Genomic DNA, 24,995 nt, shown 5'->3' on the forward strand with positions numbered 1-24,995 from the left:
AGCTGTTCTAAAATTCTGCAAGTCTGCCCTTTTCTTCATCCATATAATACCATTTTCGAAAATTACCCCTTAACGACAGTGAATATGCTATCGCTTCTTCTCTGAAACGGAATTATGCAAAACACTCGTAATTTAATAATCAATCAATATACAGATTTCGCATAAAATTCAATTTGGCGGTGAGTCTGAGGTAAACTAGGCGGGGGGAGTGGAGTTACACATTTTCCAATTCCCTACTTTATAAATACTCGTGTGGGAGCAAATGAAGAATATAATAGAAGAATTATATTACGGTAACTTGAATCCTGGAGAGCAGATTATCCCCGCAGATCCTGAATATCGGCCGGTTAACAGAAAACTAACGGAATTGATCGAGGTTAATCGTTTTTGATTACAAAAGCAGGGAAATAATAATAAATTGAACCAAAATAAAAAAATATGGTAAATAATAGATTAAGATGAAATAAAAAGAAGGAGGGTTACTATGAAAAAAATAAGTTCCATTCTAGCTTCATTTGTTGTTTTTGGTTTTCTTGTGAATAGTGTCTCAGCTGAACCACTTACGGAAACGTTTCAAAATGATACCGTTGCTTCTTTAATCTCCAAAGAGAAAGCAGTTATTCAATACATTGAGCCCTTTATGAAGGATTTAAAAGAACATGGCACTCTTTATTTCGAAAGTAGCCAAAATAGTCAATCTTTAGATAATAGTAAAAAGCTAGTTATCTCTCTACCAAAAGATTCGGTGGCATCAATGACGCTTGCTAATGCCTTAACAAATCTTAGCTCCACCACCTATTCAGATATGTTAGAGGTGAGGGAAGTAGAAGGAAATATATACAGTTCAAATGAATTGCAACAAGCGAATATTGGGCTTTATAATCGATGGAATGAGTTTGTCAAGCTGGGTGCAGAAATTACATCAACTTATACTGATGAAGAAATTGATAAGGTCATTGTTGAGGCTACGAATATTTCTGAGCAAGCGAAAAGTGCTCTTGATGAAGCATATGGAGATATTATCGAATTAAGAGTAAGTCCAGAATATAAAGGTGGAGTTCATACCATATCTAGAACTGGTAATAACTCGATTATCGGTGGTGGTGTAGCCATTAATAATAGTAGTTGCACAGTGGCCGCTACAGCTAAAAAAGGTACAGAAAGATATATTATTACAGCTGAACATTGTTTATCATCAGGCGGCGATGGAAAAACAGCCGTTAACCAAAACACCTCTAAAGTTGGAGTTGAGTGGTCTACTGCCGGAAATGGACAAGATATCGGGCTTATCAAAATTACTGAATCTGGTCGACAAATTAGTAATGGAGTAATCAAATCATCAACAACCAGTTATGATGGGTACTTTAATGGTGATGCTGGTGTCATTCAAGGCCAAAGCGTATGTAAATCTGGTATTGCTACTGGATACACATGTAGCACAGTAACAAGTACAAGCTTTACTCCTACAATCAGTGGAGTAATCAGACCCGACCAGATTAAAATTTCCAACCCTAATTACTCTTTTCAGAATAATGGAGATAGCGGAGCTCCATTATTTAGTCTCAATACGCTTAAATGGGGTTATGTCAGGAAAGTCTAGCGTAACTGGAACAGATGCATGGGCTTCAGCTACAAAAATCTCCACATTTCATACCTATTGGTCAGATTTGACGTTGTTCACGTATGGCACCCCATATTAAAATAATAGTTGTAGCCGGTTATATTTATAACCGGCTGCAGCTAATTTAGGAGGTTTGAATGAGAATAAAGTATTTTATTATGTTTCAGTTATTACTTATTTTTATTTCCGGATGTTCTAATAGTGAATCTGACACAGAAAAAGGTGATTTTATAAATACTACTTTTTCCGGTTATATTGTAAAAAAAGAAATCGGGAGAGTACTAGTCACAAATTATATTGCTGATTCAGAAAATAAAAGTGAAGCTATATGGGTCATAACATCTATGGAATTAGACATTGGGGATAGAATATCAGTCGAATTTGACGGTGGGCTTGAAACTTCAAATCCGGCCCAGGGAAAAGCAAAGAAAATTGGAATTACCCATGACGAACAACAAAATGAAAAATTTAAGAAAGAAGCAATAGTAAAAGCAATCAATGAATGCAAAGACATGGATGTGCCTGTCATAAAAACGATCGATTATAACATAACAGAAAATAAATGGGTCGTTGTACTTTTTGATAGCAAAAAAAACTTCGAAGAAAAGGAAATCACTATTGATTTAAATCATAATTGAGCAATGAATAAAGCGATAACGGAGACCATCCGCATGTACGTAGAGGAACAATGGTGGCATATTCGAGCAAGGGTTTAGGATGGGGGCTATGGTGATGGTGGAGGTGTTTTGGGGGAGGTGAAGGATGTTGGGGAGTAGGTGGTGGTATAGAGCCACTCCGTTCTGAAGTGACTCTCTCCTCTTATAATATGAAAGCTATCGCTTCAATTATCCTAGAAAATACCGCTGTATTTCCAGCCAATTGTTAACTCTAACGTATCCTGTTTCGTTTATATTGTGCGGTGCAGTATACAAAATTCCTTGACCCTTAAATCTTTTAAAGTGTCTTACATTATCATCAATTAGGTAATCCGCATTGATAATACTCTTATCTCCACAAAAAACAAAATTCATCTCATCTAAAAAAGGGAAATGTTCCTTTAACCATTCATATTTCGCAGTGAAGGAAGATGGAAACTCCATCGCCGCTGTGGTGATGAAGATTTCAAACCGTTGGCTTAATTTTTTGATTACTTCCTGGCAATCTTTCATGACATCTAAATCACGGAAAAACGTAGGGTCATTCAAGTAGGCAATAATCTCTTTCTGAAACTGAGGACGCAACTCCCTAAGACGTGTTCCCATCAAGTCATTCAAAGTGAGATTCTCATTGTAATCACGATTGAACACTCGCAAGTGTTTAGGGTTAAAATCAGCTATAACTTCGTCCATATCAATTGCAATTCTTTGCATACAGCCCCTCTCCTCCCATTCGCTTAATCTCTTGCCTGGCTCTATATAAAAACATAATAGCTCTGTTTTATTGACGGACGCAAAGTTAATTAGCAGAAAATATTCCGGCCCAGTAGGCGTTACAGAAAAATAAGAACCCACCCCAAGTTTAGCACCAAAGGTGGGTTCTTTTCCGCACTTTAGAAGGGATCGTCCCATCCAAGCTGCGCTATCGGCCGATCTTTTTCAAGAATTTACGAATTTCCCGTTGCCGCTTTCCGATATTTCTCAACCTCCGGCGTCAACATATCGTGATTTTTCTCGAGTACTTCCAGGAATCCTTTGATCTTTTTCAGGTAAGCGCTCTTGGAAGGGTCCCCTTTTTGAACGGCTGCCTGCAGGGCTGCTTTTCCCTCCGGATCAACCTTTTTGGTGTCATAGTCGAACATCGGCGTGTTGTTGAGGCCGTACATGGAAACGCCCAGGTACAGGTTATACAACGATTTGACTTGCGTCGCCCGGTTGGATGTCGGGTAGGACTTCAGGAACGCCTCATCCGACAAAGCGCGTTTCGTTGCTTCCGTCCAGCCGACCGACAAAGCGGCATCGCGCGCGAACGGGGATTTCGTTTCGGCCGTCATGATGTCGATATAGCTTTTGATGTCGTTGATGACGTAGGCGCGTACTTTTTGAAGGCGTGGGTAATCGAGCACGAGATAGAACATGCCCTCGGCCGTATCGATGCGGTAACCGCTGTCGCGTGCCCCTGCGAACAGGGTCTTCAAGCTTTTATCGTTTGTTTTGCTGATCAGGGAAGTGAGGTCGTCGCCCTGCTTCATCAGCTTCGTGAGCTTTTGCTGCACGTTGTCCCTGTAAAATTTGTCGTTCCAAGCGTCGAGGTTCGCCTTTTCGGCGTTTTCAAGCTTCAGCACCATGATGGTGGCCTGCCAAGGCGTTACTTGATAGATGTTTTTCTCCATGTAAGCGACGGCCTCGGCTTGTTTGGAAGGAGATTTGAGCAATCTCATCATTTGGTTGAACACCGCATTGGCATGCGCCGTTTTGGCGGAAGCGGCAGCAGGTGCCGTTGTCGGCCCGCCTCCAGGGGCGGCTTGTGGCACGGCTTCGGCCGCATGAACGGCTGGGGCGCCGGTTTGCAAACTGATGGCGGCGATTAAAGCAGCGGCCGCGGCTGCGGATTTGGTCCATTTTTTCATGTAAAGCACCTCCAAGGTTTCGTTACACCCATATTACCCGCGTCTTGTTTCATCATCGCGTCCGCTTGTTTCGGACTTGTAAACTTTTTTGGCGGAAAATAAAAAACATCTTTGCCCGAACGCTTCTTACGTTGTTCAGTCCAAAGATGTTTTGGGAATTATTTGGTTTTGCGCAAAAAGATAAACCGCAACCCGAGAAAGCCGATGATGCATAGAACCAGGCTCACCCACGGCGGTACCGTCCACACCGGCAGCACGCCGCGCAGCGAAAATCCGACGACCATCACGACGACCATGATCACCAAATAAATGCCGATCGCCTTCAGGTTGATTCCGGGTTTTTGCGGACCGGTATCCGCCGTTTTGCCGAGGGATTTCATAAAGATCTCCGTCAGGACGATCGCGCCCGCCGCGACCAGAATGATCGCCAGCACGCTGATGCGGTTCAGGCTTTCTCCGCTTTGCCCCGCAAGCTGCGCGCCGAAACCGATGACCACTTCCGCCAGGAACAAAATCGTCAAAGCGGTCCACGCGATCATGAGATAGTAGGCGGGACCTTCGAGCTTTCGGACCTGCGGCAGCGTGTCGACCACCGATTGGGCAAAGGCCTCCGCATCGCCGCCAAACAGCGTGGATGCCGGAATTCCTTTTTGCTGGGCTTCCAGCACTTCCCGGGCCAGTTCCAGCAGCCGCTGCTCGCCCCGTTGACGGTCCGCCCGGCTGTCTCTTACATAAACGACGATATCTTCGTAAAAATCCCTGTTCGCCGGCGTCATTTGCTCCCGCAGCCGGTTGTTTTCTTGTACCATTTCTCTCGTTGTCATGTCCGTTCCTCCGTATACATCAAGTATAGGAACTGGCATTGCCGGATTCAAGTCCGCTCGGAGCATGGGGGCTTCATTCGAGATGAAAAAGCTGCTCGCGATGGACAAACACGTATATGACGGCCGCGATGACGCATACGACCAGCACCCAGGACAGCGGATGCTCGCGAATATGAGCTAGACATTGCTGCCACATAACGACACGTCCCTTTCTGCATTCGGTTTTGACCCTAGTTTCTGTCATGCTGCCCGGTTCCATACCACGCCGGCTTCCATAAAAACGATCTATTTGACACAGCCGAACGAGCGGTGCTAATATGGTTGTATCTAAAACTCATTAAACTTATCGGAATTATAAGTTAAGGAATAGAAAGACCACATATCTTCGGTTTTCAGTCTTGGGTCGATCGGAATTAAAGGGGGAGTGACGCGATGGAAAGACAAATCGGCATACGTTACGGGCAGGAAGAGCTGACCGCAAGCTTGCATTATCCGGCGGCGCAGCCGGAAGGGAAAAACGGACCTAAAGGGGAGCGGGTTCCGCTCGTCGTCATATGCCACGGCTTCGTCGGCAGCCGGATCGGGGTAGACCGTTTGTTCGTGAAAACCGCGCGCGAGTTGGCGGGTGCCGGGTATATGGTGCTGCGCTTCGATTTTGCGGGATGCGGGGAAAGCACCGGCTCGTACGGCAAAGAGGGGCTCGAATCGATGATCGCCCAGACGCGGACGGTGCTCGATTACGCGCTGGAATGCGGGAACGTCGATCCGTCGCAAGTCACTTTGATCGGGCACAGCCTCGGCGGGGCGGTGGCGATCCTGACGGCGGTGCGCGACCGCAGGGTCAAAAATTTGGTGCTGTGGTCGGCGGTCGGTTACCCGCTGAGCGACATCGTGAAAATCACCGGCCGGGACGTATATGACCAAGCGGTAAAGGAAGGCAGCGCGGATTATCTCGGCTTCGGGCTGACGCCGGCCTTTTTCGACTCGCTGGGCATGTTCCAGCCTTTCCAGGAAGCGGTCAAATTCAGCGGCAACGTGCTGGTCGTGCACGGAACGTCGGATGATACGATCCCGGTGGATTACGCGTTTTTGTATCAAAAAGTGTTTTGGATGCGGTCCGAGGGGCGCTGCGACAAGGAAATCATTTTTCAGGGCAACCATACGTATTCGTCGGGGCCGCACTGCAACCAGCTGATTCACCGGACCAAAGAATGGCTGAACGAGCAAATCTCCCAGCAGCAGGACTGGCAGCATTGGTCGATCTAAAGCTTCGGAAAAAAAGCGCTTGGGCGCACCCGCGGCATGTTCGGATCGGCGCGGCGGCAGAGGGTGGAAAAGACACGGTGTACAGAAGTTGGAATTATCCTGATCTACGCGGTAAAATATAAGTAGCAACTTATACTGGCGTGTGGAGGTTGACATCGATGACAATACCATCTCTATTTGTAGCGCACGGTTCACCCATGCTCGCCCTGGAGGATAACGGCTACACGCGTTTTTTGGAAAATCTCGGACGGGAGCTGCCCGTGCCGGAAGCCATCGCCGTCTTTTCCGCGCATTGGGATGAAGCCGACCAGTCGGTAAGCGTGGACGAGACCAACGGGACGATGCATGACTTTTACGGTTTCCCCGACGCGATGTACGAGCTGCGTTATCCGGCTCCGGGTTCCCCGGCGCTTGCCGGACGGATCCGGGAGCTGTTCGAGGCAGGCAACCTGCCGCATCAGACCGTTTCCGGCCGGGGGCTCGACCATGGCGCATGGGTCATTTTGCAGAAAATGTATCCGGATGCCGGCATTCCCGTTGTCGAGCTGTCAGTCGACTCCAAACGTTCTCCATCGGAACAATACGCGATCGGCGCGATGCTGAAGGAGCTTCGCCAGGAAAACGTGCTGATCATCGGCAGCGGCGGCCTCGTGCACAATTTGCGGATGCTGGGGCAGACGGAGACGCCGGACGAGTGGGCGGTGGAGTTCGATGATTGGGTTGCGGAAAAGCTTGAAGGCTGGAAGCTTGGCGAGCTTTTCGAATACGACAAAAAAGCCCCCCATGTCCGCCAGGCGGTGCCGTCTTACGGCGTGGAGCATTTTATCCCGCTGTTTTACGCCATGGGCGCGGCGGACGACGACCGCCGGGCCAAGCGGCTGTTCCAGGACTATCAGTACGGCAATTTGAGCCTGAACTGCTGGATGTTCGGTTCCTAATGACACGTGACAAAAATAAAATCAAGAGCCGGGCTGAAGATTCAGTCCGGCTCTTTTGGGTTCTCCCGCGGGGGAGGGATCGCTTGTTTGCCGTTTTAGGCGGCGCCTTTCGTTTTCGTCATCCCGCCTTGCGGGAATGGCGTGTTGCCTTCGCCGTTCCGGCGGAAGAGGTTCCGCAGGTAAGGGATCACCCAGCGGTCCAGCCCGATGCGTCCGGCATTGGCGGCGGCCACGACGACGAACATTTCAAGCAGCAGCATTTGGGCGTTGGTGCTTACGGTGCCCGAGAAGAGGAAGGCGAAGTTCATCACCATGCCCATCAGGGCGGCGAAGGTGGTGAAGGTGCCCAGGATCAGGCCCAGTCCGACCAGCGTTTCCCCGACGGGGATCAGGAAGTTGAACAGCTTCACGCCGGGCAATGCGCCATGTTCCAGGAAGGCGGCCCACCAGCCCTGCACGGCGGGATGATCGCCGCCCGCTTTGGCGATGGCTCCTTTGAGGAACCCTCCGGCATCGAATCCGCCGGTTAATTTTCCGATCCCGCCCATGAACCACGTATATCCCAGGTAAATCCGGACGACCGTCAGCAGCCACATCGCCGCTTTGTTGTTTCTCAGCCAATTGTTGAACATATTGAACCACTCCTTTTTCGGGTTTCGTATTTTTTGGAAGAAGCGTTTGGTCTGCTTGAGCCTTGGTGTTTCGCTTCTTTGTTTTGTTGGAGGATGATCATCTCTTTCATGTCTTTATTATATGTGATAATTTTCACAATATATGTGATAAAAATCACAATATAAATAAAATTTAAAATTATTTTTTCGGGAATCCCTCTCTCCGGCAGGCAGCCATGCGAAAACGGAGCCGAACGGAAATCCGGCCCGGCTCCGTACGAGAAATTCATGCAGGTTTGAATAGGCTTAGCTGTTGCAGACGTTATATGCTTTCGTGCGGCGTTGAGGCGGAGGGCGTTGGCTTTTTGGAGAACAAAGTGCGCAGATAAGGCATGATCCAATAATCCAGCCCGATGCGTCCGGCATTGGCGGCAGCGGCTACGAGGATCATCTCGAGCAGGATCATTTGAGGGTTGACGCTAACGCTGTCCGAGAAGAGGAAAGCAAAGTTCATGACCATGCCCATCAAGGCGGCCAGAGTGGCGAAGGTGCCCAGCAGAAGTCCCAAGCCGACGAGCGTTTCGCCGAGCGGGATCAGAACGTTGAACAGTTTGACGCCAGGGAGCGCCCCGTGTTTCAGAAAAGCCGCCCACCAGTGCTGCACCGCAGGATGTTCGCCCGACGCTTTGGCGATTGCGCCTTTCAGGAACCCTCCGGCATCGAAACCTCCGGTCAACTTTTTGATCCCGCCCTTTAACCAGGTGTACCCCAAATAAATCCGGACGACCGTCAGCAAACACATGGCGATTTGATTTTTTCTCAGCCAATTGTTGAACAATTTTCCCACTCCTTCATTTTTATATGGCAGGGTGCTTTCTTTGTCATTCCTTTACCGCTTCAAATTTTAGTATTTAATGGAATAACATCCTTAAATTATAAGTTACAGTCCTTCACCGGCAAGTAGCGTAATCAACGATTTATAATACAATCGCCATATTTCCCCCAAGCAGTCGAAAGCGAAGGCCAAAAAATTTCGGTTTTTCAAAGACAAAGCCTGCCGTTTGTGATTAAATGGTGAAAAAAGGAAGCACGGAGAGAGGAAAAGGAGGATCCATTCATCGATGAAGAAGCAGGGCCATGGGGAAACGCGCAGATGGTACAAGCTGGGGAGCGGACTGCTCTGCCTGATGATGCTCGGGACGGCGCTTGGCGCATGCGGGCAGCCGAAGGCGGAAGCGCCCCAGGCGCCGGTTGTGGAAGAAGCGACGCCGCCGGAGGAGCCGGCACCGGCCCAGAACGAACCAGTCGTTCCGGAGGAACCGGCGAAGATCGCCTACACCGCGCCGCTGACGGGGCTGCCCGTGGACAAGCCCGCTTCGGCACGCCCGCTTGCGGTCATGATCAACAACGCGCCGGCCGCGCGTCCGCAGTCGGGGCTGTCCCAGGCCGATATCGTATACGAGGTGCTGGCCGAAGGCGGCATCACGCGGCTCATCGGCATTTTCCAAAGCCGGGGCACGAACGAAAAAATCGGCCCGATCCGCAGCATCCGCCCGTATTTGATCGATATCGGGGAAAGCTACGGCGGCGTGCTGGTGCATGCCGGAGGCAGCAACGACGCGTACGCCATTTTGCAGAAGCAGCATAAGGAAGACCTCGATGAAATCGGCAACGCAGGGGCATACTTTTGGAGAGACAAGTCGCGCAAAGCTCCGCATAACCTGTATTCGGACGCAGACACGCTCCGGAAGGGCGCAGACAAGCGCGGTTACAAAAAGGAAGCGGATATCCCGGCGTACGCGTTCCGGGCCGAGGAGGACCTTCCAGAGGGCGAGGACGCATCAGGGGCGGAGGTAACCTTCCTGCTGAAAAGCTACAAGGTCGAATACCGGTACGAAGAAGCGAGCAAGCTGTACAAGCGATCCATCAACGGCAAACCGCATATCGACCTGAACACGGGAGAGCAGCTGACCGCGGCCAACGTCATCATTCTCGGCGCCAGCCACAAGACCCTCGACGACGTCGGCCGTTTGGCCGTGGATACCGTCTCCGGCGGGGAAGCCGTGCTGCTGCAGCGGGGCAAAGTGCTCCAAGGGCGCTGGGCGCGCGCCAAGGGGGATGCGATCCGGTTCGTCAAGGACGGCAAGGAAGTGCCGCTGTACCCGGGAACGACGTATTTCAACATCGTGCCGAACGCGCCGTCCTTCGCGAGCCATGTCGAAATTTTACGTTCAAAGTGAGCTCCGGTTTAAAGCATAAAGGGACGAACTTCGACGTCATTATGTAAATACTGGCAGGGGTAATATCCAGCGCTTGGATAATTTTACGGGAGATTGGGTATTTTGAAGGTAAGACAACCGGCAAACCCTTGCGATTACGCGAAAATTGAAAGCCGTTATCTTTACAAAATACGCCGTGGATTGATAAGATAACTAGGGTTGTCTTTTTTCCGTTTTCGCGCGTTCTTTATAAATTGGACGAAAGCAAAGGAGCATCGTTTCATTAAATCGGCAGGACCGGGATATGGAAGATTAAACTTTTGTTCAATTTATACAAGCAATTTTAAGTAAAGGGGTTATCGTATGAAATTGAAGAAAAAGGACATATTCTTCCAGACGTTGGAAAATATGGCCGATACGATTGTGCAGGCTGCCGATTATTTCGCACAGCATGTGGCCAATCTTCAAGATGTGGTTCTTTTTGCCAACGAAATGAAAAAGTTTGAGTCGCAGTGTGACGAATTTACACACACCATTATTACCGAGCTCAACAAAACGTTTATAACGCCAATCGAACGCGACGACATCATGGATCTGACAACCAGCATGGATGATGTAATGGACGGACTGGAGGCCTGCGCTTCCCGCTTCGATATGTATCATCTGCCAGACCCTGACGAGTATATCATTCAGTTTGCGGAAATTTTGCGGCAGTCGGCCTATGAGATTCAAAAGGCGGTTCATTTGCTGTCCCAGAAAAAGCTCCTTGCCATCCGCGAATATACGATTCGTCTGAACGATCTGGAAAACCAAGCGGACGAGCTGCTTCGCATTTCCATCAAAGCCCTGTTCGCCAAAGTATCCGATCCGATCGAGCTGATCAAACGCAAGGAAATTTACGAACGTCTCGAAACGACCACGGATACGTGCGAAGATGTGGCCAATATGTTGGAATCGATTATTATGAGCAACTCGTAAGGGGTTTACAAACACATGGAGACACCAATCATTGTATTAGGCATTGTCATCTTCCTGGCGCTGGCGTTTGATTTCATCAACGGTTTCCATGATACGGCGAATGCCATCGCAACCTCGGTATCGACCCGGGCGCTCAAGCCGCGTACGGCGATCATTCTGGCGGCCATCATGAACTTCGTCGGGGCCATCATGTTTACGGGCGTCGCGAAAAAAATCGGCGGAAGCGTCGCGGATCCATCCACGCTCGATAACGGGATCGAAGTGGTCATTGCCACGCTGCTGGCCGCGATTATCTGGAACCTTCTCACCTGGTGGCTGGGGATTCCGTCCTCCTCCTCGCACGCGCTGATCGGCGCTTTGGCCGGAGCGGTATTTGTCGGAGCCGGCTCGAACCATGTCAAATGGAGCGGATTCATCGAAATCGTCGAGGGACTTTTGCTTTCCCCGTTGATCGCGTTTGTGGTCGGTTACATCATCATGACGATCCTGAAATGGATTTTTGCGAAAAAAAGCCCGCATACCGTGAACAAAGGCTTCCGGATGATGCAGATCGTCACGGCAGCCGCACAGTCTTTCACGCACGGCACGAACGACGCGCAGAAGGCGATGGGGATCATCACGTTCGCGCTGGTGGCGTCCGGCCGTCTGGATCATCTCGAAGTTCCGCTTTGGGTAAAAATCGCTGCCGCCACATCGATGGCGCTCGGTACTTCCGTCGGCGGTTGGAAGATCATCAAGACGATGGGGACGAAAATATTCAAAATCGAGCCGATCAACGGCTTTGCCGCGGACTTTACTTCGGCTTCGGTTATCTTCGGCGCAACGCTGCTGCATTTGCCGGTCAGTACGACCCATGCGGTTACCTCCGCGATTCTCGGGGTAGGCAGCGCCAAGCGTTTTTCCGAAGTGAAATGGTCGCTGGCCGGACGGATCGTGGTCACGTGGTTCATTACCATCCCGATCTCCGCGATTCTGGCAGGCATTATTTATAAGATTTTATTCTAGACAAATCACATATGGATATGAAGTGGGGGCCAATCGATGAGGTTGGCTTTTTTGTATGCCCGAAATCGGCCGGCCCGGCGTTTGGGTGAGGAGTACGGCGCGTCGTTCAAAAGGCTGACGTTGGCGCTTGTCCCCGTGCCCGGGAAACGGTCCCCCTCCCGAATTTCGCGTACGGCTGTCTTTGCTGTACAATAAAAGGAATAACACAAGGGACGGATTTGGGCTTGTGCATCCCGCTCTCGAAAGGAGTCTGTCGATAACCGATGATACGCACGCTGGCTGTGACGCATACGCATGAGGTGGTGACGAATTTTCCGCTGGAGGACACCCGTCCGGGGGATTACGCCTGGATGTGGGTGGACTTTAACGCGCCGACCGAAGAGGAATCGGCCTTGCTGACGACTTATTTCCATTTTCACCCGCTTGCGGTGGAGGACTGCCTCCATGTGCTGCAGCGCCCGAAGCTGGACAATTACGACGAACTGCAATTTTACGTGCTTCATGCCATCGATCCCGATACGCTCCATGTGGAAGAGGTGGATCTGTTTCTCGGGCAGGATTTGCTCGTATCGTTCCACGAAAAAGAGCTGGAGGAAGTGGACGAAGCGTGGAAGGAAATCATCCAGCATGCCCATGACCGGAAAATCTGGTCCCGCGGGCCGGTGTCCTGCGCCTACAACGTGATGGACAAGCTGGTGGACAAATATTTTCCGTGCGTGTTCACGATCGAAGACGAGCTGGCGGAGCTTGAAACGCGGGGCAGCAGGGAATCGGTCGAGGAGCTGATGAAGCAGGTGTTCGAGCTGCGGGGGCGGCTGCTGAAGCTGCGGCGCACGATCGTGCCGATGCGCGACTTGCTGTACCGGGTCGTGAACTCCCAGCATGTCCAAAGCAGCAGCGAGCATAAGGTGTATTTCGGCGACATTTACGACCATTTGCTGAAGCTGACCGACATGATCGAAGCGGACCGGGAAATGACGGCCGATCTGCGGGACAGCTACATCTCGCTCAACTCCAACCGGATGAACTCGATCATGAAGACGCTGACGGTCATCACGACCGTGTTCATGCCTTTGACGCTGATTGCCGGTATTTATGGGATGAACTTTACGAACATGCCGGAGCTCGGCTGGAAATACGGTTACCCTGCGGTGATGGTGCTTATGTTCGCTCTGGCGGCGGGCATGGTGCTGTGGTTTCAGCGGCGGGGCTGGTTTAAGTAAATATGCTGCGGGAAGCCGCGTGAGGGCGGCTTTTTTGGGAGCGCGAACCACGGGGAAGAGGGGACCTTCCGGTCCCCTGGATGTAAATTTAAGCATCTTTGTATCGTCCTGCGGGCTGGCGGGCGCGATGGCGGCATGAAACGGCCCGGGATCGGATGGGTTCGGGGGACCGATGTCCGGGCTGGGAAGGATGGGAGATTGTATGCTCCTATGTGTCTGGTCAGCGCCGCTTTTTGCGGGAGGATTTCGAGGATTTGCCGGGGCGATAGGCGTTGTTCGAACGTTTGCGGGAAGAGGATTTTTTGCGCGTGTTTCTTCTGCGGCGGGGCCGGTATTCGGCCGGCTCCTCGGCGGCGTTCGTTTTGCCTTTTCCGAACAGCAGTTTGAACATCGGCGCCACCTGCTGCACGCCGGTCATCACCTTTTGCACCTTCCCGATGGAATTGACGATGCCGTCAATCCCGCCCATCCGGTCGATCAATCCTTTCAGCTCCCCGATATTGGCCAGGGAAAATCCCGATTTGGCGGCAGCAGCCGCAGGCGCGGCTGCAGCTGCCACGGAGGTCGCTTCGGCGGCTCCCGTCAGCACTTCGGCGCTTGGCAGCACTTCGCCCCCCGGCATCGGAACAAGGCCCGTGCCCGGACCGGCGCCAAAATCGTTATAAGGGATACCCGGATAGGGTGAATAGGATGGGTAAGGAGAGAAAGGACCGCCGTTCAGCGAGCGATGATCGTTGCGGGGCTTGCGGTGATAGTAATGCTCAGGCATGGATATCACTTTCCTTTTTGGAATGTTTTATTATACTGTATGTCATGGGCGAACATAAGGTATGGACGAATGCCCGGTAGACAGGGATAGGTGCGGAATCGGGCGAATACCCAGAAGCGGCGTCCGGCAAGCGGGTTTGGGGTGTCCTTCCAGAGTGTGGGGCTGCGGCAGCGTAGAAATTGCAGGTCTGGGAGGATTATCATCAGGAAAAAAATTCACGGGCCAAGGAAGGACTTTCGAGTCCGGAGTGAACGGGCACGACACCAACAGCGACGGGCCATGCCGCCATATAGGGCGGTTTTTCTTTTGCCCAAAATCCGCGTTCAAGGAACGCAGAGCCCTCATCCTAAAAGATTCAGCAGCGCCCCGGTTGGTGCAGGTACGGAGATGGATAAAGAGCCGAATAACCGGAATTGGAAATGATCCACCAAAACATCATGTACAAGCCCGCATGGATGATGTATAATTTAAGCGCTTTCAAGTGGAAGGTGGTGTTTGATGCATTTTAACCATGGAAAGGCATCGGGGGACCGGGCGGCTGATCCATGTCGCTTTATTCAGCCTGCTGCCATGCAACTCTTCAGTGCGTGAATTCGTTAACGCTTGAAAATTTTATACCGGCTCGGTACAATGAGAGTACATAGAGGACTATCATTTGAATATGGATTGACCGATATTATAATGTGGAAAGACCCTGTGACGGGAGCACAATCCTGAATAGGCAATAGTAATAGTAGGGGATGATGATTCAGTGCAACTGAAGAAACTTAATGATAAAAGTATTGACCAATTATTTGAAGCCATTTTAACGCTGGAAAATATTGAAGAATGTTACGTGTTCTTCGATGACCTGTGCACTGTGAACGAAATCCAGTCCCTGTCCCAGCGTCTGGAAGTGGCGCGCATGCTCGGCAAAGGCTGCACGTACAACCAGATCGAGGCTGAAACGGGAGCGAGCACCGCGACCATTTCCCGCGTGAAACGGTGTTTGAATTACGGCAACGAAGGGTATAAAATGACGTTAGACCGTCTTGGACGATAAGATGCGCAAACGGGGCGTACTAATCATCAGCCACGGCTCAAGGGAACAGGCTTGGGTCGATCTGGTCGATGAAGCCATTCATCAGCTGCCGCTGCGGGGAGACCTCCCTGTGGCGGCTTCGTTCTTGGAACTCGTGGAAGGACGGCTCATTCAGGATGGCATCGACCGGCTTGAAGGCCAGGGAGTCACGGACATTCTGGTCATTCCGCTGTTCGTTTCTTCCGGGAGCACGCATGTGAACGAAATTGCATACGCGCTCGGCGTGCTGGATGCTCCTTCTTTCGACAGCGACCTGGAGCCGTTTCGTGTCGGCGCGACCATTCACTACGGCTCGCCGATCGAGCATGGGCCTTACGTGGCGGAAATGTTGTGGGATAAAATACGGCCGGTATCCCGGGAACCGGAGCGGGAAGTCCTTGTCCTGATCGGACATGGAAGCAGTTATGAAAGTTTTCGCAAACGCTGGGAGGAAGGCCTCCGGCGGCTGGCGGACCAGGTGCGGGAGATCGGCGGCTTCGCATGCAGCGATGTTGCGCTGCTGCGGCCGGACAACGTTCGCGAGAAAGTGGCATATTGGCAAAAGGACCGGGGAATGCAGGTCATTGCGGCTCCGCTTTTTTTGAGTGAGGGTTATTTTATCCGCGAAGTGATTCCGAAACGTCTGGAAGGCTTGAGCTACCTGTATCCGGGCAAGGCGCTGCTGCCGCATCCGCTGCTGACCGCGTGGATTGACCAGCAGGTTCAAGACTGGTTAAAAGTGGAATAATGGGCTATATTCTTCTAAGGGGCGTATGGCCTTAAGGTTGCGTGCTTTTGGCGACACCGACATGCGACATCCCTTAGAGCAATCATAACGGTGTGAATTCCTAAAATGGGTGGCGTTTGGTAATGAAAAGAGCAAGATTGATTTATAATCCCACTTCCGGCCGGGAGGAAATGAGGCGGCGTCTGCCTGACGTGCTGCAGCGGCTTGATCTGGGCGGCATCGAAACCTCCTGCCATGCGACGACCGGCGAAGGCGACGCGACGGCCGCGGCTGCGGATGCCGTGGAACGCGGATATGACATGATCATCGCCGCGGGCGGCGACGGCACGCTGAACGAGGTCATCAACGGCATGGCCGGCAAGGACAATGTGCCTCCGCTCGGCATTTTTCCGGTGGGAACGACGAATGATTTTGCGCGCGGGCTGGGCATCCCGAGAAGCTGGGAGGACTACTGCGATCTCGTGATCCGGCAGCAGACCCGTCCGATCGACGTCGGGAAAGCCAATGACCGGTATTTTATCAACATCGCGGGCGGAGGGACATTGACGGAACTGACTTATGACGTGCCCAGCCGCCTCAAGACGATGATCGGGCAGCTCGCGTATTACATTAAAGGGGTCGAAAAAATGGTCAGCCTGTCGCCGCAGGAGCTGATCATCGAAGCCGAAGGGCAGGAGACGATCCACGACGAATTCATGATTTTCCTCATCACCAACACGAACTCGGTCGGCGGCTTCGAGAAGCTCGCGCCCGGCGCGCGGATCGACGACGGCCTGCTCGACGTGATCGCCCTCAAAAAATGCAACCTGGCCGAATTCGTCCGGGTCGTCACGTTGGCGCTGCGCGGCGAGCATTTTAACGACAAAAAGGTCGTGTATTTCCGCACCCGCTCGATGGAGGTCACTTCCCCGGGCAAGGTGCTGCTCAACCTCGACGGCGAGCTGGGCGGAACGCTTCCGGGCCAGTTTTCGGTGCTGCATCAGCATTTGAGGATTTTTGCGTAAGGAATGGTTTTTTTAGCAAGACCAGCGTTGCGGTTTGCAAGACGGCCCAAGCGGCCGTAAACCGATACATACCGGCAGTTCACGCAGGTTAAGATGTCCAGTCGCTGCCCATCGCACCGGGAAGGGGAGCGGGACATCTTGATCTTTTTTGCGTTGGGGAGATGTTTGGTATAATAGGATGGATGTCATGCAGGGAAGTTCATTGCCTTTTTAAAAATAAAGACGTTAGGCGAATGCATACGGAAAATGGTGTCTGCAATAGGCCTCCATTTTACGATTGAATATATAAGGAAAGAAGTGACGTAAGCAGCATGAACAAGCGACAAAGCCGCCGGAACGCCGGCCGCCGCAGCACGCCTGCACCCACCACCGGACTGCCGGTGGCCAAAAACGACGAGGTCGTCATCGACATCATCGGAATGAACCATGACGGTGAAGGCGTGGGCCGGGCCGAAGGATATACGTTATTCGTCGCGGGCGCTTTGCCCGGCGAAAAAGTGCGCGTGAAAGTGCTGAAGACCAAAAAGCAGTACGGCTACGCCAAACTGCTCGAGCTGGTCGAAGCCAGCCCGGACCGCATCGCCGCGCCCTGCCCGATCTTCGACAAATGCGGCGGCTGCCAGCTGCAGCATATGGATTATTCCGCGCAGCTGGCCTGGAAACGTCAGCTTGTCGTGGACAACCTGACGCGGATCGGGAAGCTGCAGGTGCTCGGGGAGCCGGAGCTGCGGCGCGGGGGCCCGGGAGAGCCTGTTGAGGCGGCACCTTCGGAAGCAGGGAACTCCCGGGGGATCCAGGTTCATGCCACGCTTGGCATGGACGAACCATGGCGCTACCGCAACAAGGCCCAGGTGCCGATCGGCGTCACCGAAGGCGGCCTGGTGGGCGGCTTTTACGCCCGCGGCAGCCACCGCATCATCGACATGGAAGCCTGCCTCATCCAGCACGAAAGCAACGACGAGGTCGTTGCCCGCGTGAAGGCAATCGGCCGCAAGCTCGGCATCTCCGCGTACGATGAAGAAACCGGCCAAGGTCTGCTTCGTCACGTTGTGGTGAAGGTCGCCTTCCGTACCGGCGAGATGATGATCGTTCTGGTCACCAACGGGGACAAGATCCCGCACGCGGACGAATGGATCGGTGCGATTCGCGAACAGCTGCCATCGGTGGTCAGCATCTGTCAGAACGTGAACACGAAGCAGACGAACGTGATTTTCGGGGACGTCACCCGCGTCCTGTGGGGCCGCGAAGTGATTCATGACTATATCGGCGACGTGAAGTTCGCCATCTCGGCGCGGTCGTTCTATCAGGTAAACCCGGCGCAGACCGAAGTGCTGTACGGCAAAACGGTGGAATACGCCCGGTTGACCGGAAAAGAGACGGTCATTGACGCGTACTGCGGCATCGGAACGATTTCGCTGTTCTTGGCGCAGCATGCCGGCAAGGTGTACGGCGTCGAGATCGTGCCGGAAGCCATCGAAGATGCGCGCCGCAATGCGGAGCTAAACGGAATGAGCAACGTTACGTTTGAGGTTGGCGCGTCCGAGGATGTCATTCCTGCCTGGAAAGAGCAGGGGATCGAAGCGGACGTTATCGTCGTCGACCCGCCGCGCAAGGGCTGCGATCCGAAGCTGCTGGAGACGATTTTGGAGATGAAACCGGAGCGGGTGGTCTATGTAAGCTGTAATCCTTCTACGCTGGCGCGGGATTTGCGCGTATTGGAGGATGGCGGGTATCGCACGGTGGAAGTGACGCCGGTGGATATGTTCCCGCATACAACACATATTGAAAATGTGGCTCTGATAATAAGGGATTGATACAGAGATCTAATTCCTTATGAATCAATGCTTTTTAGATTGTTACAGTTATTTGATTAAGACTATAACAGAGATGGAATATCGAATTTGATGTGAATTTGATGTGAAAAATTCAGATGAACACCAGTAAATGGTGATAATTCGACATAAAAAAAGACACTTTTAGCATTTGGTCAAGACCCCATTTAGTGGACATTGAAAAAACACCTAAGCTTGAAACTGGCGCCGGTACTCTACCGGCGTCAGTTTGTTTAATTTACGCTGTGGTCGTCTTCGGTTGTAAAAACTTATGTATTTCTCGATTCGTCTTTGTGCCTCTGCCAGATTTCGTATATCATAGGGATAGAGTCCTTCCGTTTTGAGATGCGAGAAGAAACTCTCCATGGAGGCGTTGTCTAGGCAATTGCCCCGGCGAGACATGCTGATTTGGGCGCCAACCTTTGGCAGCATGTCGTGGTAAGCATGAGACGTGTACTGGAACCCTTGGTCGCTGTGAACGACCAATCCGGTCACGTCTTTTTGCTTGGCAAATGCCTTGGCGAAGGTCTGGAGGACCAGCTCATTGTTGTTGCGTTCGCTAAGTTGGTAGGCCACAATCTCGTTATTGAATAGGTCTTTCACTGCCGAGAGATACAACCAGCGCTCGCCTATCCGGTATTGAGTCACATCCCTCACCCATTTCTGGCTTGGTTTTTCGGCTGTGAAATTTCGCTTAAGCAGATTATCAGCTACACGCTCGGCAGCCTGGTATGTCATATTAAATCGACGTTTCCGGCGAATGCTGGCTTGAAGACCGAGCTTTTGCATAAGGCGAAGCACCTTCTTGTGGTTCATCCACACACCTTCATCCTGCCACAAGAACAACTGGATCTGCCGGTAGCCATACCTTCCTTCGTAGCGTTTATACACCGTGTGGATGAGTCGTTTAGCCTCGGCGTCTCGATCGTTGTTCTTCCGCTTCAAATATGCGTAGTAACCACTTCTAGAGACGCCAAGGAGTTGGCAATATTCAGCTATTTGCCCGAAGTTCGCTGCTTGTTCAATGAGCTTGAAACGCTGTTCTTTCCCTCCCGCATCCAGATTTCTAAACACTTTTTTAGCATCGCATTCTCCCTTTTCAACTGCTGAACATATCGCTCCTGATCTAAATATTCCTTCCGCCTTCCTCGTTGATCCAGTAGACCAAATTCACCCTGCTCACGGTATTTACGCATCCATCGCTTCATTCGATCCTTATCTTGTATTCCTAAGTGTTCGTTGATTTGCCGATATGTCCATTTTTCCTCTACGTGCAGGCGGACGGCCTCTATTTTGATTTCCTCAGAATATGTCTTAAACTTTTGACCTTTAGTCGCCATAAAAAAATACACCCCCTAGAAATTCATCGGTTAAACCAAGGGGTTTTTCCAATGTCTGTTCTAAGGGGTGCACTTCATATAGCCAGTAGGGCCTTTTTATCTTATTTTAAATTATCTATGGCGTTTTGCATCTTCCTTAGTAAATTTTTCTCCGTATTCTGAAATCAATTGATCGTAAATAGCCGAATTCGACATATTCATAGACTCTGCATATTGCTCGGCCTTTTCTATGGATTTTCTTTCCAACCCCATTTAATCTGGATCCCTAAGTTCCGATATGATCTTCACGTGGACTCCCGGTTAATCAAAATTGTAGCCGAGGTATGCCGCATTGAACTTGATACAGCAACTTTCCGGATGGATTTTTTTGTTTTGGGTTACTACTTTACGATTCTACCTCCTTTTAAGGCGTGTATCACACTTTATGAGACTTCAATAACTCAGTTGTCCCAATCAAAGAGATTCTAATCAGGAGCTTCTCTTGTGTTATAATCAGATTAAAAGCCAATACTGGTGTAACAGGATGGTGAGCCGAATGAATCAATTCAAAGATCTCCAGAAGTTGATTAAACTAACGGGTGATCGAGCGAAGTTGGATGCCAAGGCCAATGAAACGTACATTGTATACAAGACGGCTGAAGGCCAAATAGTAAAAGAATACAGTGACGGAAATATTATTCCAATAACCGAACGTGATAGCAGTCATGCATGAATCAATGCCAATCATGTATGTTTTCGCCGGGAACAATGGCAGTGGAAAAAGCACGATCCGTAATCTAATTGTTGACCGGCTTGGGATCAGTATAAACATTGACCCCGATGCTTTGGCTCGAGGACTGGATTCTGATCATCCAGAGAGACGAAGGGTATCTGCTGGGAAAGAGGCCATAAAATTAGCAAGAGATTGCATTCATAATAGCCGCGACTTTTCAATCGAAACAACATTGGCCGGAAGTAACGCCATACGTCTTATGCAGGGTGCCAAAGCAAGCGGATTCGAAGTAACCATGTTTTACGTTGGCCTAGGAGATTATTGCTTGAATATTGAGAGGGTAGCAGTGCGTGTTAAAAATGGTGGACATCACATTCCAGCTGAGGATATTGTTAGACGACATGATACCTCAATGCAAAATTTAATTTCACATCTTCATTTGCTTGACCACCTTATTGTTGTTGATAATAGCCGATCTGAAGGTGAAACTGCTCTTGTCATACGAAATGGTTTGATTACACATCGTGCGGAGTCGCTTCCACACTGGGTTGAAATTATTGAACAGCAATATTTAACGTAAAAAGAACAGCCAAGGATCTGGGTTGTTCTTCTTTTCATTTATGATGGAATGCGATCTGAGTAATTTCCTTTTTTTTACAATATTACCGCGGTATCGCGTTGCATAATTTGGAGATAAAAATAGTTGTTGAGGACTTTCTTGACATCCTGAAGATGAACTGTGCATATCTTGCTGGCAGCTTTAATCAATGCTTGTGGTAGATGGATAATCACTGCTCCACTCCTGTTTTTCCATCATGACATTTCAGATTCAAATCAAGTCGTGATACAATATGTGGGGTCGAACATTGAGTAAATGACTGTTTTGCAAGTTTATATATTGAGGCAACGGTGGAATGCAGGGTTCAGCGTTGTTTCAAAACGATTTTATTAAGGAGTGAACACCATGCAAACAATCCAAGGCAAAGTGGCGTTAATTACAGGAGCAGGGCGCGGAATTGGACGTGCAACAGCAATAGCTTTTGCCAAAGAAGGTATTCACGTAGGTCTTGTCGGACGCACGCTTGAAAATTTGCAACGCGTAGCAGAGGAACTTAAACAGTATGATGTGAAGGTGGCCATCGCCGCGGCAAACGTAGCGGATCTAGACTCGATCACTGCAGCGGTTGAATCCATTCGCGGTGAGCTTGGCGCGATCGACATTTTGGTCAACAATGCCGGCATCTCCAAATTCGGCAACTTCATGGACTTAACGCCTGAGGAATGGACCAATATTATCGATGTCAACGTAAAAGGCGTGTACTACACAACTCGTGCGGTACTCCCGGAAATGATTGAGCGCAAAACAGGCGACATCATTAATATCTCCTCGACGGCCGGCCAAAAAGGCGCACCGGTTACAAGCGCATACTCGGCTTCAAAAGCTGCGGTGATCGGATTAAGCGAGTCATTAATGCTTGAAGTGCGTAAGCACAATATCCGTGTGACCACGTTAACGCCAAGTACGGTGGCAACAGATATGGCTGTTGAACTCAACTTAACAGACGGCAATCCGGATAAAGTGATGCAGGCGGAGGATTTAGCAGACTTGATGGTTGCACAGCTAAAACTTCATCCGCGTGTTTTACTAAAACATGCCGGACTCTGGTCAACCAACCCTTAATGATAGTTGAAATATCAAGACGCTGCCCTATGTATGTGGGGTGGCGTCTTCCTTTTTATATCATAAAAAGCTCCAATATGGGTGTAAGCCATTAGGGGCACGGCATCAATCTGTCCAAACGATCTACTCAACATAATTAGCATCTGCGTTCACCCAAAGTCTAAGAAGTCTGACTAAAGGACAAAAAGTTTGCATGAGAGCCGTCCGAGAGGGTATCTACTCCCGTTTCTCCTCGGTTTTTGTGTCTTCTAAAAAAGGATTGTATGATTTCCGGCCGCACCGAAAATTTCTGTTGGGGAATTGGTTCTTTTTTCTTAAAGGCTGACAAGATAAAAAATTCTTTTAATTTGATATATAATATTGTCAGTAAGCACTAAGCAGTTGCTTGGTTGGATCTCCAAGAGTACTATTGTTTAATCATTAAGTGATTAAGCATGATATAAGCGGATAAGAAGAACATTAGGCGTAATATGTTGGGACAACGTTTGAAACTGCATCATAACGAAAGGATTTGAGTTTGAAGTGAACAACAATTTTTGGCTTGATTTACCCCGGCCTTTTTTTGTGCTTGCACCGATGGAAGATGTGACGCACGTTGTTTTTCGTCATGTCGTGAGTAAAGCGGGAAGACCGGATGTGTTTTTTACGGAGTTTACGAATACGGAGAGCTATTGTCACCCGGAAGGCAATCATAGCGTGCGCGGCCGGCTGCTCTTTACCGAGGATGAACAACCCATGGTCGCGCATATATGGGGCGATAAGCCGGAGTATTTTGAAAAAATGAGTATCGATATGGCGAAGATGGGATTTAAAGGGATCGATATCAATATGGGTTGTCCTGTCCATAATGTGGCATGCAACGGGAAGGGAAGCGGCCTCATTCTCCGGCCAGAGGTTGCGGCTGACATCATTCAAGCGGCCAAGGCAGGAGGATTGCCTGTAAGCGTGAAGACCAGACTTGGTTTCACAAGAGTGGATGAATGGCAGGACTGGTTGACCCATATTTTGAAGCAAGATATCGCTAATCTTTCGATCCACTTGAGGACGAGAGAGGAAATGAGCCAAGTCGATGCGCATTGGGAGCTGATTCCTGAGATCAAGGAGCTTCGGGATCGTGTGGCGCCGCATACGCTGCTGACGATTAACGGAGACATTCCTGATCGTCAAACGGGCTTGAAGCTGGCTGAACAATATGGCGTGGATGGGATCATGATCGGGCGCGGTATTTTTAAAAATCCATTTGCTTTTGAAAAAGAGCCGAGGGAGCATAGTAGCAGCGAATACCTTGATCTTTTAAGATTGCAGCTGGATCTCCATGATCAGTACTCCCAAAAATTAGAGGCCCGTCCATTCAAAGCTCTTCACCGTTTTTTCAAGATTTATGTCAAAGGGTTCCGGGGGGCAAGCGAACTAAGAAATCAATTGATGAGCACGACGTCTACCGATGAAGTGCGCGCGCTTCTGGACGAATTTACGCAACATATGGATGAGGGCGCAGAAAGTTAAATAAGGTATGCGGAGCAACTCCGTCCCTTAGGGGATGGAGTTTTTTTGCGTTGACCTCTTGTATGGAAGGGCAGATTATGAGCATTCAGCAGTCCGTTTCAACCAGCGTTTTAGAATTCCAACCAGTGATTAAGTTCTAAAATTACGCCTCGATATCATCAAGATACAGATCGGATATAATCAATTTATAAATTTAGGGAGGTGTGGTAAACCATGGTACAGGATGCGAATCGTTTTGGTGAAAGAATCAGTCAGCTGCGTCATAGCAAAAGCATGACCCAAGAAAAATTAGGGCTGCTTCTTAATGTTTCGGCACAAGCCGTTTCCAAATGGGAAAAAGGGGACTCCTTGCCCGATATTTCTCTTTTAACGGAGTTGGCAAACGTTTTTGACTGCACTACAGACTACCTGCTCGGAAGAGGCAGCCATTTGCAAGCCATGTTACCTCAAATCAGAATGGAACTCCGGAAGACGACGCAAGAGGAACAGATTAATTTTTTGGGCGAGGTGATTGCTGCTACATCTCATCATGTGCAGACACCGGCATCACACCCATCACTAACTCAAATCCATCTAGGTCCAACTGGATTAGGTTTGTGGGCTAAAGACAGATTGGTTTGTATCGCAACATCGCTTTTCTTAAACGAAGCTACAGATGCAATGCATGAATCCGTAGAATTTCCAATGAACGTTTTACCTGCCGATATGATTACGGTTCTGTATGAGTTATTGGTTAACAATGAGAACCTGCAGCCAGACTTCACTCCAGTAGAAGAATCGATCCTTCGCTCCCGGCTGCCCTCGGACATGAATTTTGACAAGGTAATCGTGGATTGCATTGAACTGGGCTTCGTGGATAGGGTCCGAGGTGGGTATAGACTTAATGTTAAAGGTGATCTTGCAACCCGTTTATTTTCAATCGTTCATAGGGTTGTAAGTAAACCAAGCTCGTTTTCCTTTGATTATTCGTTAAAATAATGGTTCCTGCCCCGTGGTTTAGATACGCAACCTGTTGCTACGCTGACAGGATGACAGCAGTCAAGTAATTGGCTGCTGTTTTTTGTTATACGAAAGGGCAGATCATTATAATTG

At 50.0% G+C, this 24,995-nt stretch carries 28 protein-coding genes; 18 read left to right on the forward strand and 10 right to left on the reverse strand.

Going from position 1 to position 24,995, the window contains the following annotated elements; translation table 11 throughout:
- Nucleotides 1-262: 262 nt before the first annotated feature.
- The 3 genes from KI367_RS27675 to KI367_RS23070 all read left to right on the forward strand — a co-directional run bounded on the left by KI367_RS27675 (nt 263) and on the right by KI367_RS23070 (nt 2,259).
- Nucleotides 263-391, forward strand: coding sequence for a DUF6809 family protein (locus KI367_RS27675; RefSeq protein WP_341000119.1), 129 nt, complete (start codon nt 263-265; stop codon nt 389-391).
- Nucleotides 392-484: 93 nt separating this feature from the next.
- On the forward strand, nt 485-1,600 hold the full coding sequence (locus KI367_RS23065) for a S1 family peptidase (protein WP_212952314.1): 1,116 nt from the start codon (nt 485-487) through the stop codon (nt 1,598-1,600).
- Nucleotides 1,601-1,758: 158 nt separating this feature from the next.
- Nucleotides 1,759-2,259, forward strand: coding sequence for a DUF3221 domain-containing protein (locus KI367_RS23070; RefSeq protein WP_212952315.1), 501 nt, complete (start codon nt 1,759-1,761; stop codon nt 2,257-2,259).
- A 207-nt stretch (nt 2,260-2,466) separates the two neighbouring features.
- Here KI367_RS23070 and KI367_RS23075 read toward each other — a convergent pair whose 3' ends face one another.
- The 4 genes from KI367_RS23075 to KI367_RS23090 form a co-directional block, all read right to left on the reverse strand.
- Entirely contained in the window at nt 2,467-2,991 is a 525-nt protein-coding gene (locus KI367_RS23075; RefSeq protein WP_212952316.1) for a 5' nucleotidase, NT5C type, read from the reverse strand.
- 233 nt (nt 2,992-3,224) lie between these two features.
- The gene (locus KI367_RS23080) at nt 3,225-4,187 is read right to left on the reverse strand and encodes a hypothetical protein (protein WP_212952317.1); all 963 of its coding nucleotides are present in this window, start codon (nt 4,185-4,187) and stop codon (nt 3,225-3,227) included.
- A 158-nt stretch (nt 4,188-4,345) separates the two neighbouring features.
- Complete coding sequence (locus KI367_RS23085) at nt 4,346-5,011, reverse strand: DUF1129 family protein (RefSeq protein WP_212952318.1); 666 nt, start codon at nt 5,009-5,011, stop codon at nt 4,346-4,348.
- 73 nt (nt 5,012-5,084) lie between these two features.
- Nucleotides 5,085-5,255: a hypothetical protein gene (locus KI367_RS23090; RefSeq protein ID WP_212952319.1), complete on the reverse strand. Its 171-nt coding sequence runs from the start codon at nt 5,253-5,255 to the stop codon at nt 5,085-5,087.
- 188 nt (nt 5,256-5,443) lie between these two features.
- Here KI367_RS23090 and KI367_RS23095 point away from each other — a divergent pair, with 188 nt between their 5' ends.
- Together KI367_RS23095 and KI367_RS23100 are read left to right on the forward strand one after the other, a co-directional pair.
- Complete coding sequence (locus tag KI367_RS23095; protein WP_212952320.1) at nt 5,444-6,277, forward strand: alpha/beta hydrolase family protein; 834 nt, start codon at nt 5,444-5,446, stop codon at nt 6,275-6,277.
- Between the two features lie 158 nt (nt 6,278-6,435).
- A complete protein-coding gene (locus tag KI367_RS23100) occupies nt 6,436-7,215 on the forward strand; it encodes a DODA-type extradiol aromatic ring-opening family dioxygenase (protein WP_212952321.1) in 780 nt (259 codons plus the stop codon).
- Between the two features lie 95 nt (nt 7,216-7,310).
- On the opposite strand, the gene KI367_RS23105 is transcribed toward KI367_RS23100, so the two are convergent.
- Complete coding sequence (locus tag KI367_RS23105; RefSeq protein WP_212952322.1) at nt 7,311-7,847, reverse strand: DoxX family protein; 537 nt, start codon at nt 7,845-7,847, stop codon at nt 7,311-7,313.
- Nucleotides 7,848-8,148: 301 nt separating this feature from the next.
- On the reverse strand, nt 8,149-8,664 hold the full coding sequence (locus KI367_RS23110) for a DoxX family membrane protein (protein WP_212952323.1): 516 nt from the start codon (nt 8,662-8,664) through the stop codon (nt 8,149-8,151).
- A 283-nt stretch (nt 8,665-8,947) separates the two neighbouring features.
- Here KI367_RS23110 and KI367_RS23115 point away from each other — a divergent pair, with 283 nt between their 5' ends.
- The 4 genes from KI367_RS23115 to corA all read left to right on the forward strand — a co-directional run bounded on the left by KI367_RS23115 (nt 8,948) and on the right by corA (nt 13,251).
- On the forward strand, nt 8,948-10,066 hold the full coding sequence (locus KI367_RS23115) for a DUF3048 domain-containing protein (RefSeq protein WP_212952324.1): 1,119 nt from the start codon (nt 8,948-8,950) through the stop codon (nt 10,064-10,066).
- Nucleotides 10,067-10,408: 342 nt separating this feature from the next.
- Entirely contained in the window at nt 10,409-11,023 is a 615-nt protein-coding gene (locus tag KI367_RS23120; protein WP_036714980.1) for a DUF47 domain-containing protein, read from the forward strand.
- A 15-nt stretch (nt 11,024-11,038) separates the two neighbouring features.
- A complete protein-coding gene (locus KI367_RS23125) occupies nt 11,039-12,028 on the forward strand; it encodes an inorganic phosphate transporter (protein ID WP_212952325.1) in 990 nt (329 codons plus the stop codon).
- A gap of 263 nt (nt 12,029-12,291) precedes the next feature.
- On the forward strand, nt 12,292-13,251 hold the full coding sequence (gene corA / locus KI367_RS23130; protein ID WP_212952326.1) for a magnesium/cobalt transporter CorA: 960 nt from the start codon (nt 12,292-12,294) through the stop codon (nt 13,249-13,251).
- Between the two features lie 220 nt (nt 13,252-13,471).
- On the opposite strand, the gene KI367_RS23135 is transcribed toward corA, so the two are convergent.
- Nucleotides 13,472-14,020 carry a hypothetical protein gene (locus tag KI367_RS23135; RefSeq protein ID WP_212952327.1) on the reverse strand — a complete coding sequence of 183 codons (549 nt, stop codon included), beginning with the start codon at nt 14,018-14,020 and terminating at the stop codon, nt 13,472-13,474.
- Nucleotides 14,021-14,771: 751 nt separating this feature from the next.
- Here KI367_RS23135 and KI367_RS23140 point away from each other — a divergent pair.
- The 4 genes from KI367_RS23140 (at nt 14,772) to rlmD (ending at nt 18,646) form a co-directional block, all read left to right on the forward strand.
- A complete protein-coding gene (locus tag KI367_RS23140) occupies nt 14,772-15,062 on the forward strand; it encodes a YerC/YecD family TrpR-related protein (protein ID WP_036714986.1) in 291 nt (96 codons plus the stop codon).
- A gap of 1 nt (nt 15,063) precedes the next feature.
- Complete coding sequence (locus tag KI367_RS23145; RefSeq protein ID WP_212952352.1) at nt 15,064-15,828, forward strand: sirohydrochlorin chelatase; 765 nt, start codon at nt 15,064-15,066, stop codon at nt 15,826-15,828.
- Nucleotides 15,829-15,950: 122 nt separating this feature from the next.
- Nucleotides 15,951-16,832: a diacylglycerol kinase gene (locus KI367_RS23150; RefSeq protein ID WP_036714990.1), complete on the forward strand. Its 882-nt coding sequence runs from the start codon at nt 15,951-15,953 to the stop codon at nt 16,830-16,832.
- A 311-nt stretch (nt 16,833-17,143) separates the two neighbouring features.
- A complete protein-coding gene (gene rlmD / locus KI367_RS23155; protein WP_212952328.1) occupies nt 17,144-18,646 on the forward strand; it encodes a 23S rRNA (uracil(1939)-C(5))-methyltransferase RlmD in 1,503 nt (500 codons plus the stop codon).
- A 207-nt stretch (nt 18,647-18,853) separates the two neighbouring features.
- Here rlmD and KI367_RS23160 read toward each other — a convergent pair whose 3' ends face one another.
- The 3 genes from KI367_RS23160 to KI367_RS27680 all read right to left on the reverse strand — a co-directional run bounded on the left by KI367_RS23160 (nt 18,854) and on the right by KI367_RS27680 (nt 20,256).
- Entirely contained in the window at nt 18,854-19,738 is an 885-nt protein-coding gene (locus KI367_RS23160) for an IS3 family transposase (protein WP_212952329.1), read from the reverse strand.
- Entirely contained in the window at nt 19,660-20,004 is a 345-nt protein-coding gene (locus tag KI367_RS23165; protein WP_246537219.1) for a helix-turn-helix domain-containing protein, read from the reverse strand. Before KI367_RS23165 ends, KI367_RS23160 begins: the two co-directional genes overlap by 79 nt.
- Before the next feature lie 111 nt (nt 20,005-20,115).
- A complete protein-coding gene (locus tag KI367_RS27680; protein WP_212952330.1) occupies nt 20,116-20,256 on the reverse strand; it encodes an Ltp family lipoprotein in 141 nt (46 codons plus the stop codon).
- Nucleotides 20,257-20,539: 283 nt separating this feature from the next.
- Here KI367_RS27680 and KI367_RS23175 point away from each other — a divergent pair, with 283 nt between their 5' ends.
- The 5 genes from KI367_RS23175 to KI367_RS23195 all read left to right on the forward strand — a co-directional run bounded on the left by KI367_RS23175 (nt 20,540) and on the right by KI367_RS23195 (nt 24,881).
- Nucleotides 20,540-20,716: a hypothetical protein gene (locus KI367_RS23175; RefSeq protein ID WP_212952331.1), complete on the forward strand. Its 177-nt coding sequence runs from the start codon at nt 20,540-20,542 to the stop codon at nt 20,714-20,716.
- Nucleotides 20,709-21,296 (forward strand): ATPase, encoded by a 588-nt coding sequence (locus KI367_RS23180; protein WP_212952332.1) that lies wholly within the window; start codon nt 20,709-20,711, stop codon nt 21,294-21,296. The genes KI367_RS23175 and KI367_RS23180 overlap by 8 nt, the downstream gene beginning before the upstream one ends.
- A 384-nt stretch (nt 21,297-21,680) precedes the next feature.
- Nucleotides 21,681-22,397, forward strand: a complete 717-nt coding sequence (locus tag KI367_RS23185) for a 3-ketoacyl-ACP reductase (protein ID WP_212952333.1) — start codon at nt 21,681-21,683, stop codon at nt 22,395-22,397.
- 522 nt (nt 22,398-22,919) lie between these two features.
- Complete coding sequence (locus KI367_RS23190; protein WP_212952334.1) at nt 22,920-23,903, forward strand: tRNA dihydrouridine synthase; 984 nt, start codon at nt 22,920-22,922, stop codon at nt 23,901-23,903.
- Between the two features lie 213 nt (nt 23,904-24,116).
- Complete coding sequence (locus tag KI367_RS23195) at nt 24,117-24,881, forward strand: helix-turn-helix domain-containing protein (RefSeq protein WP_036715744.1); 765 nt, start codon at nt 24,117-24,119, stop codon at nt 24,879-24,881.
- Nucleotides 24,882-24,995 lie beyond the last annotated feature (114 nt).

It is taken from the genome of Paenibacillus cookii (genome assembly GCF_018333375.1).
GTDB classification, from domain to species: Bacteria; Bacillota; Bacilli; order Paenibacillales; family Paenibacillaceae; genus Paenibacillus_AQ; species Paenibacillus_AQ cookii.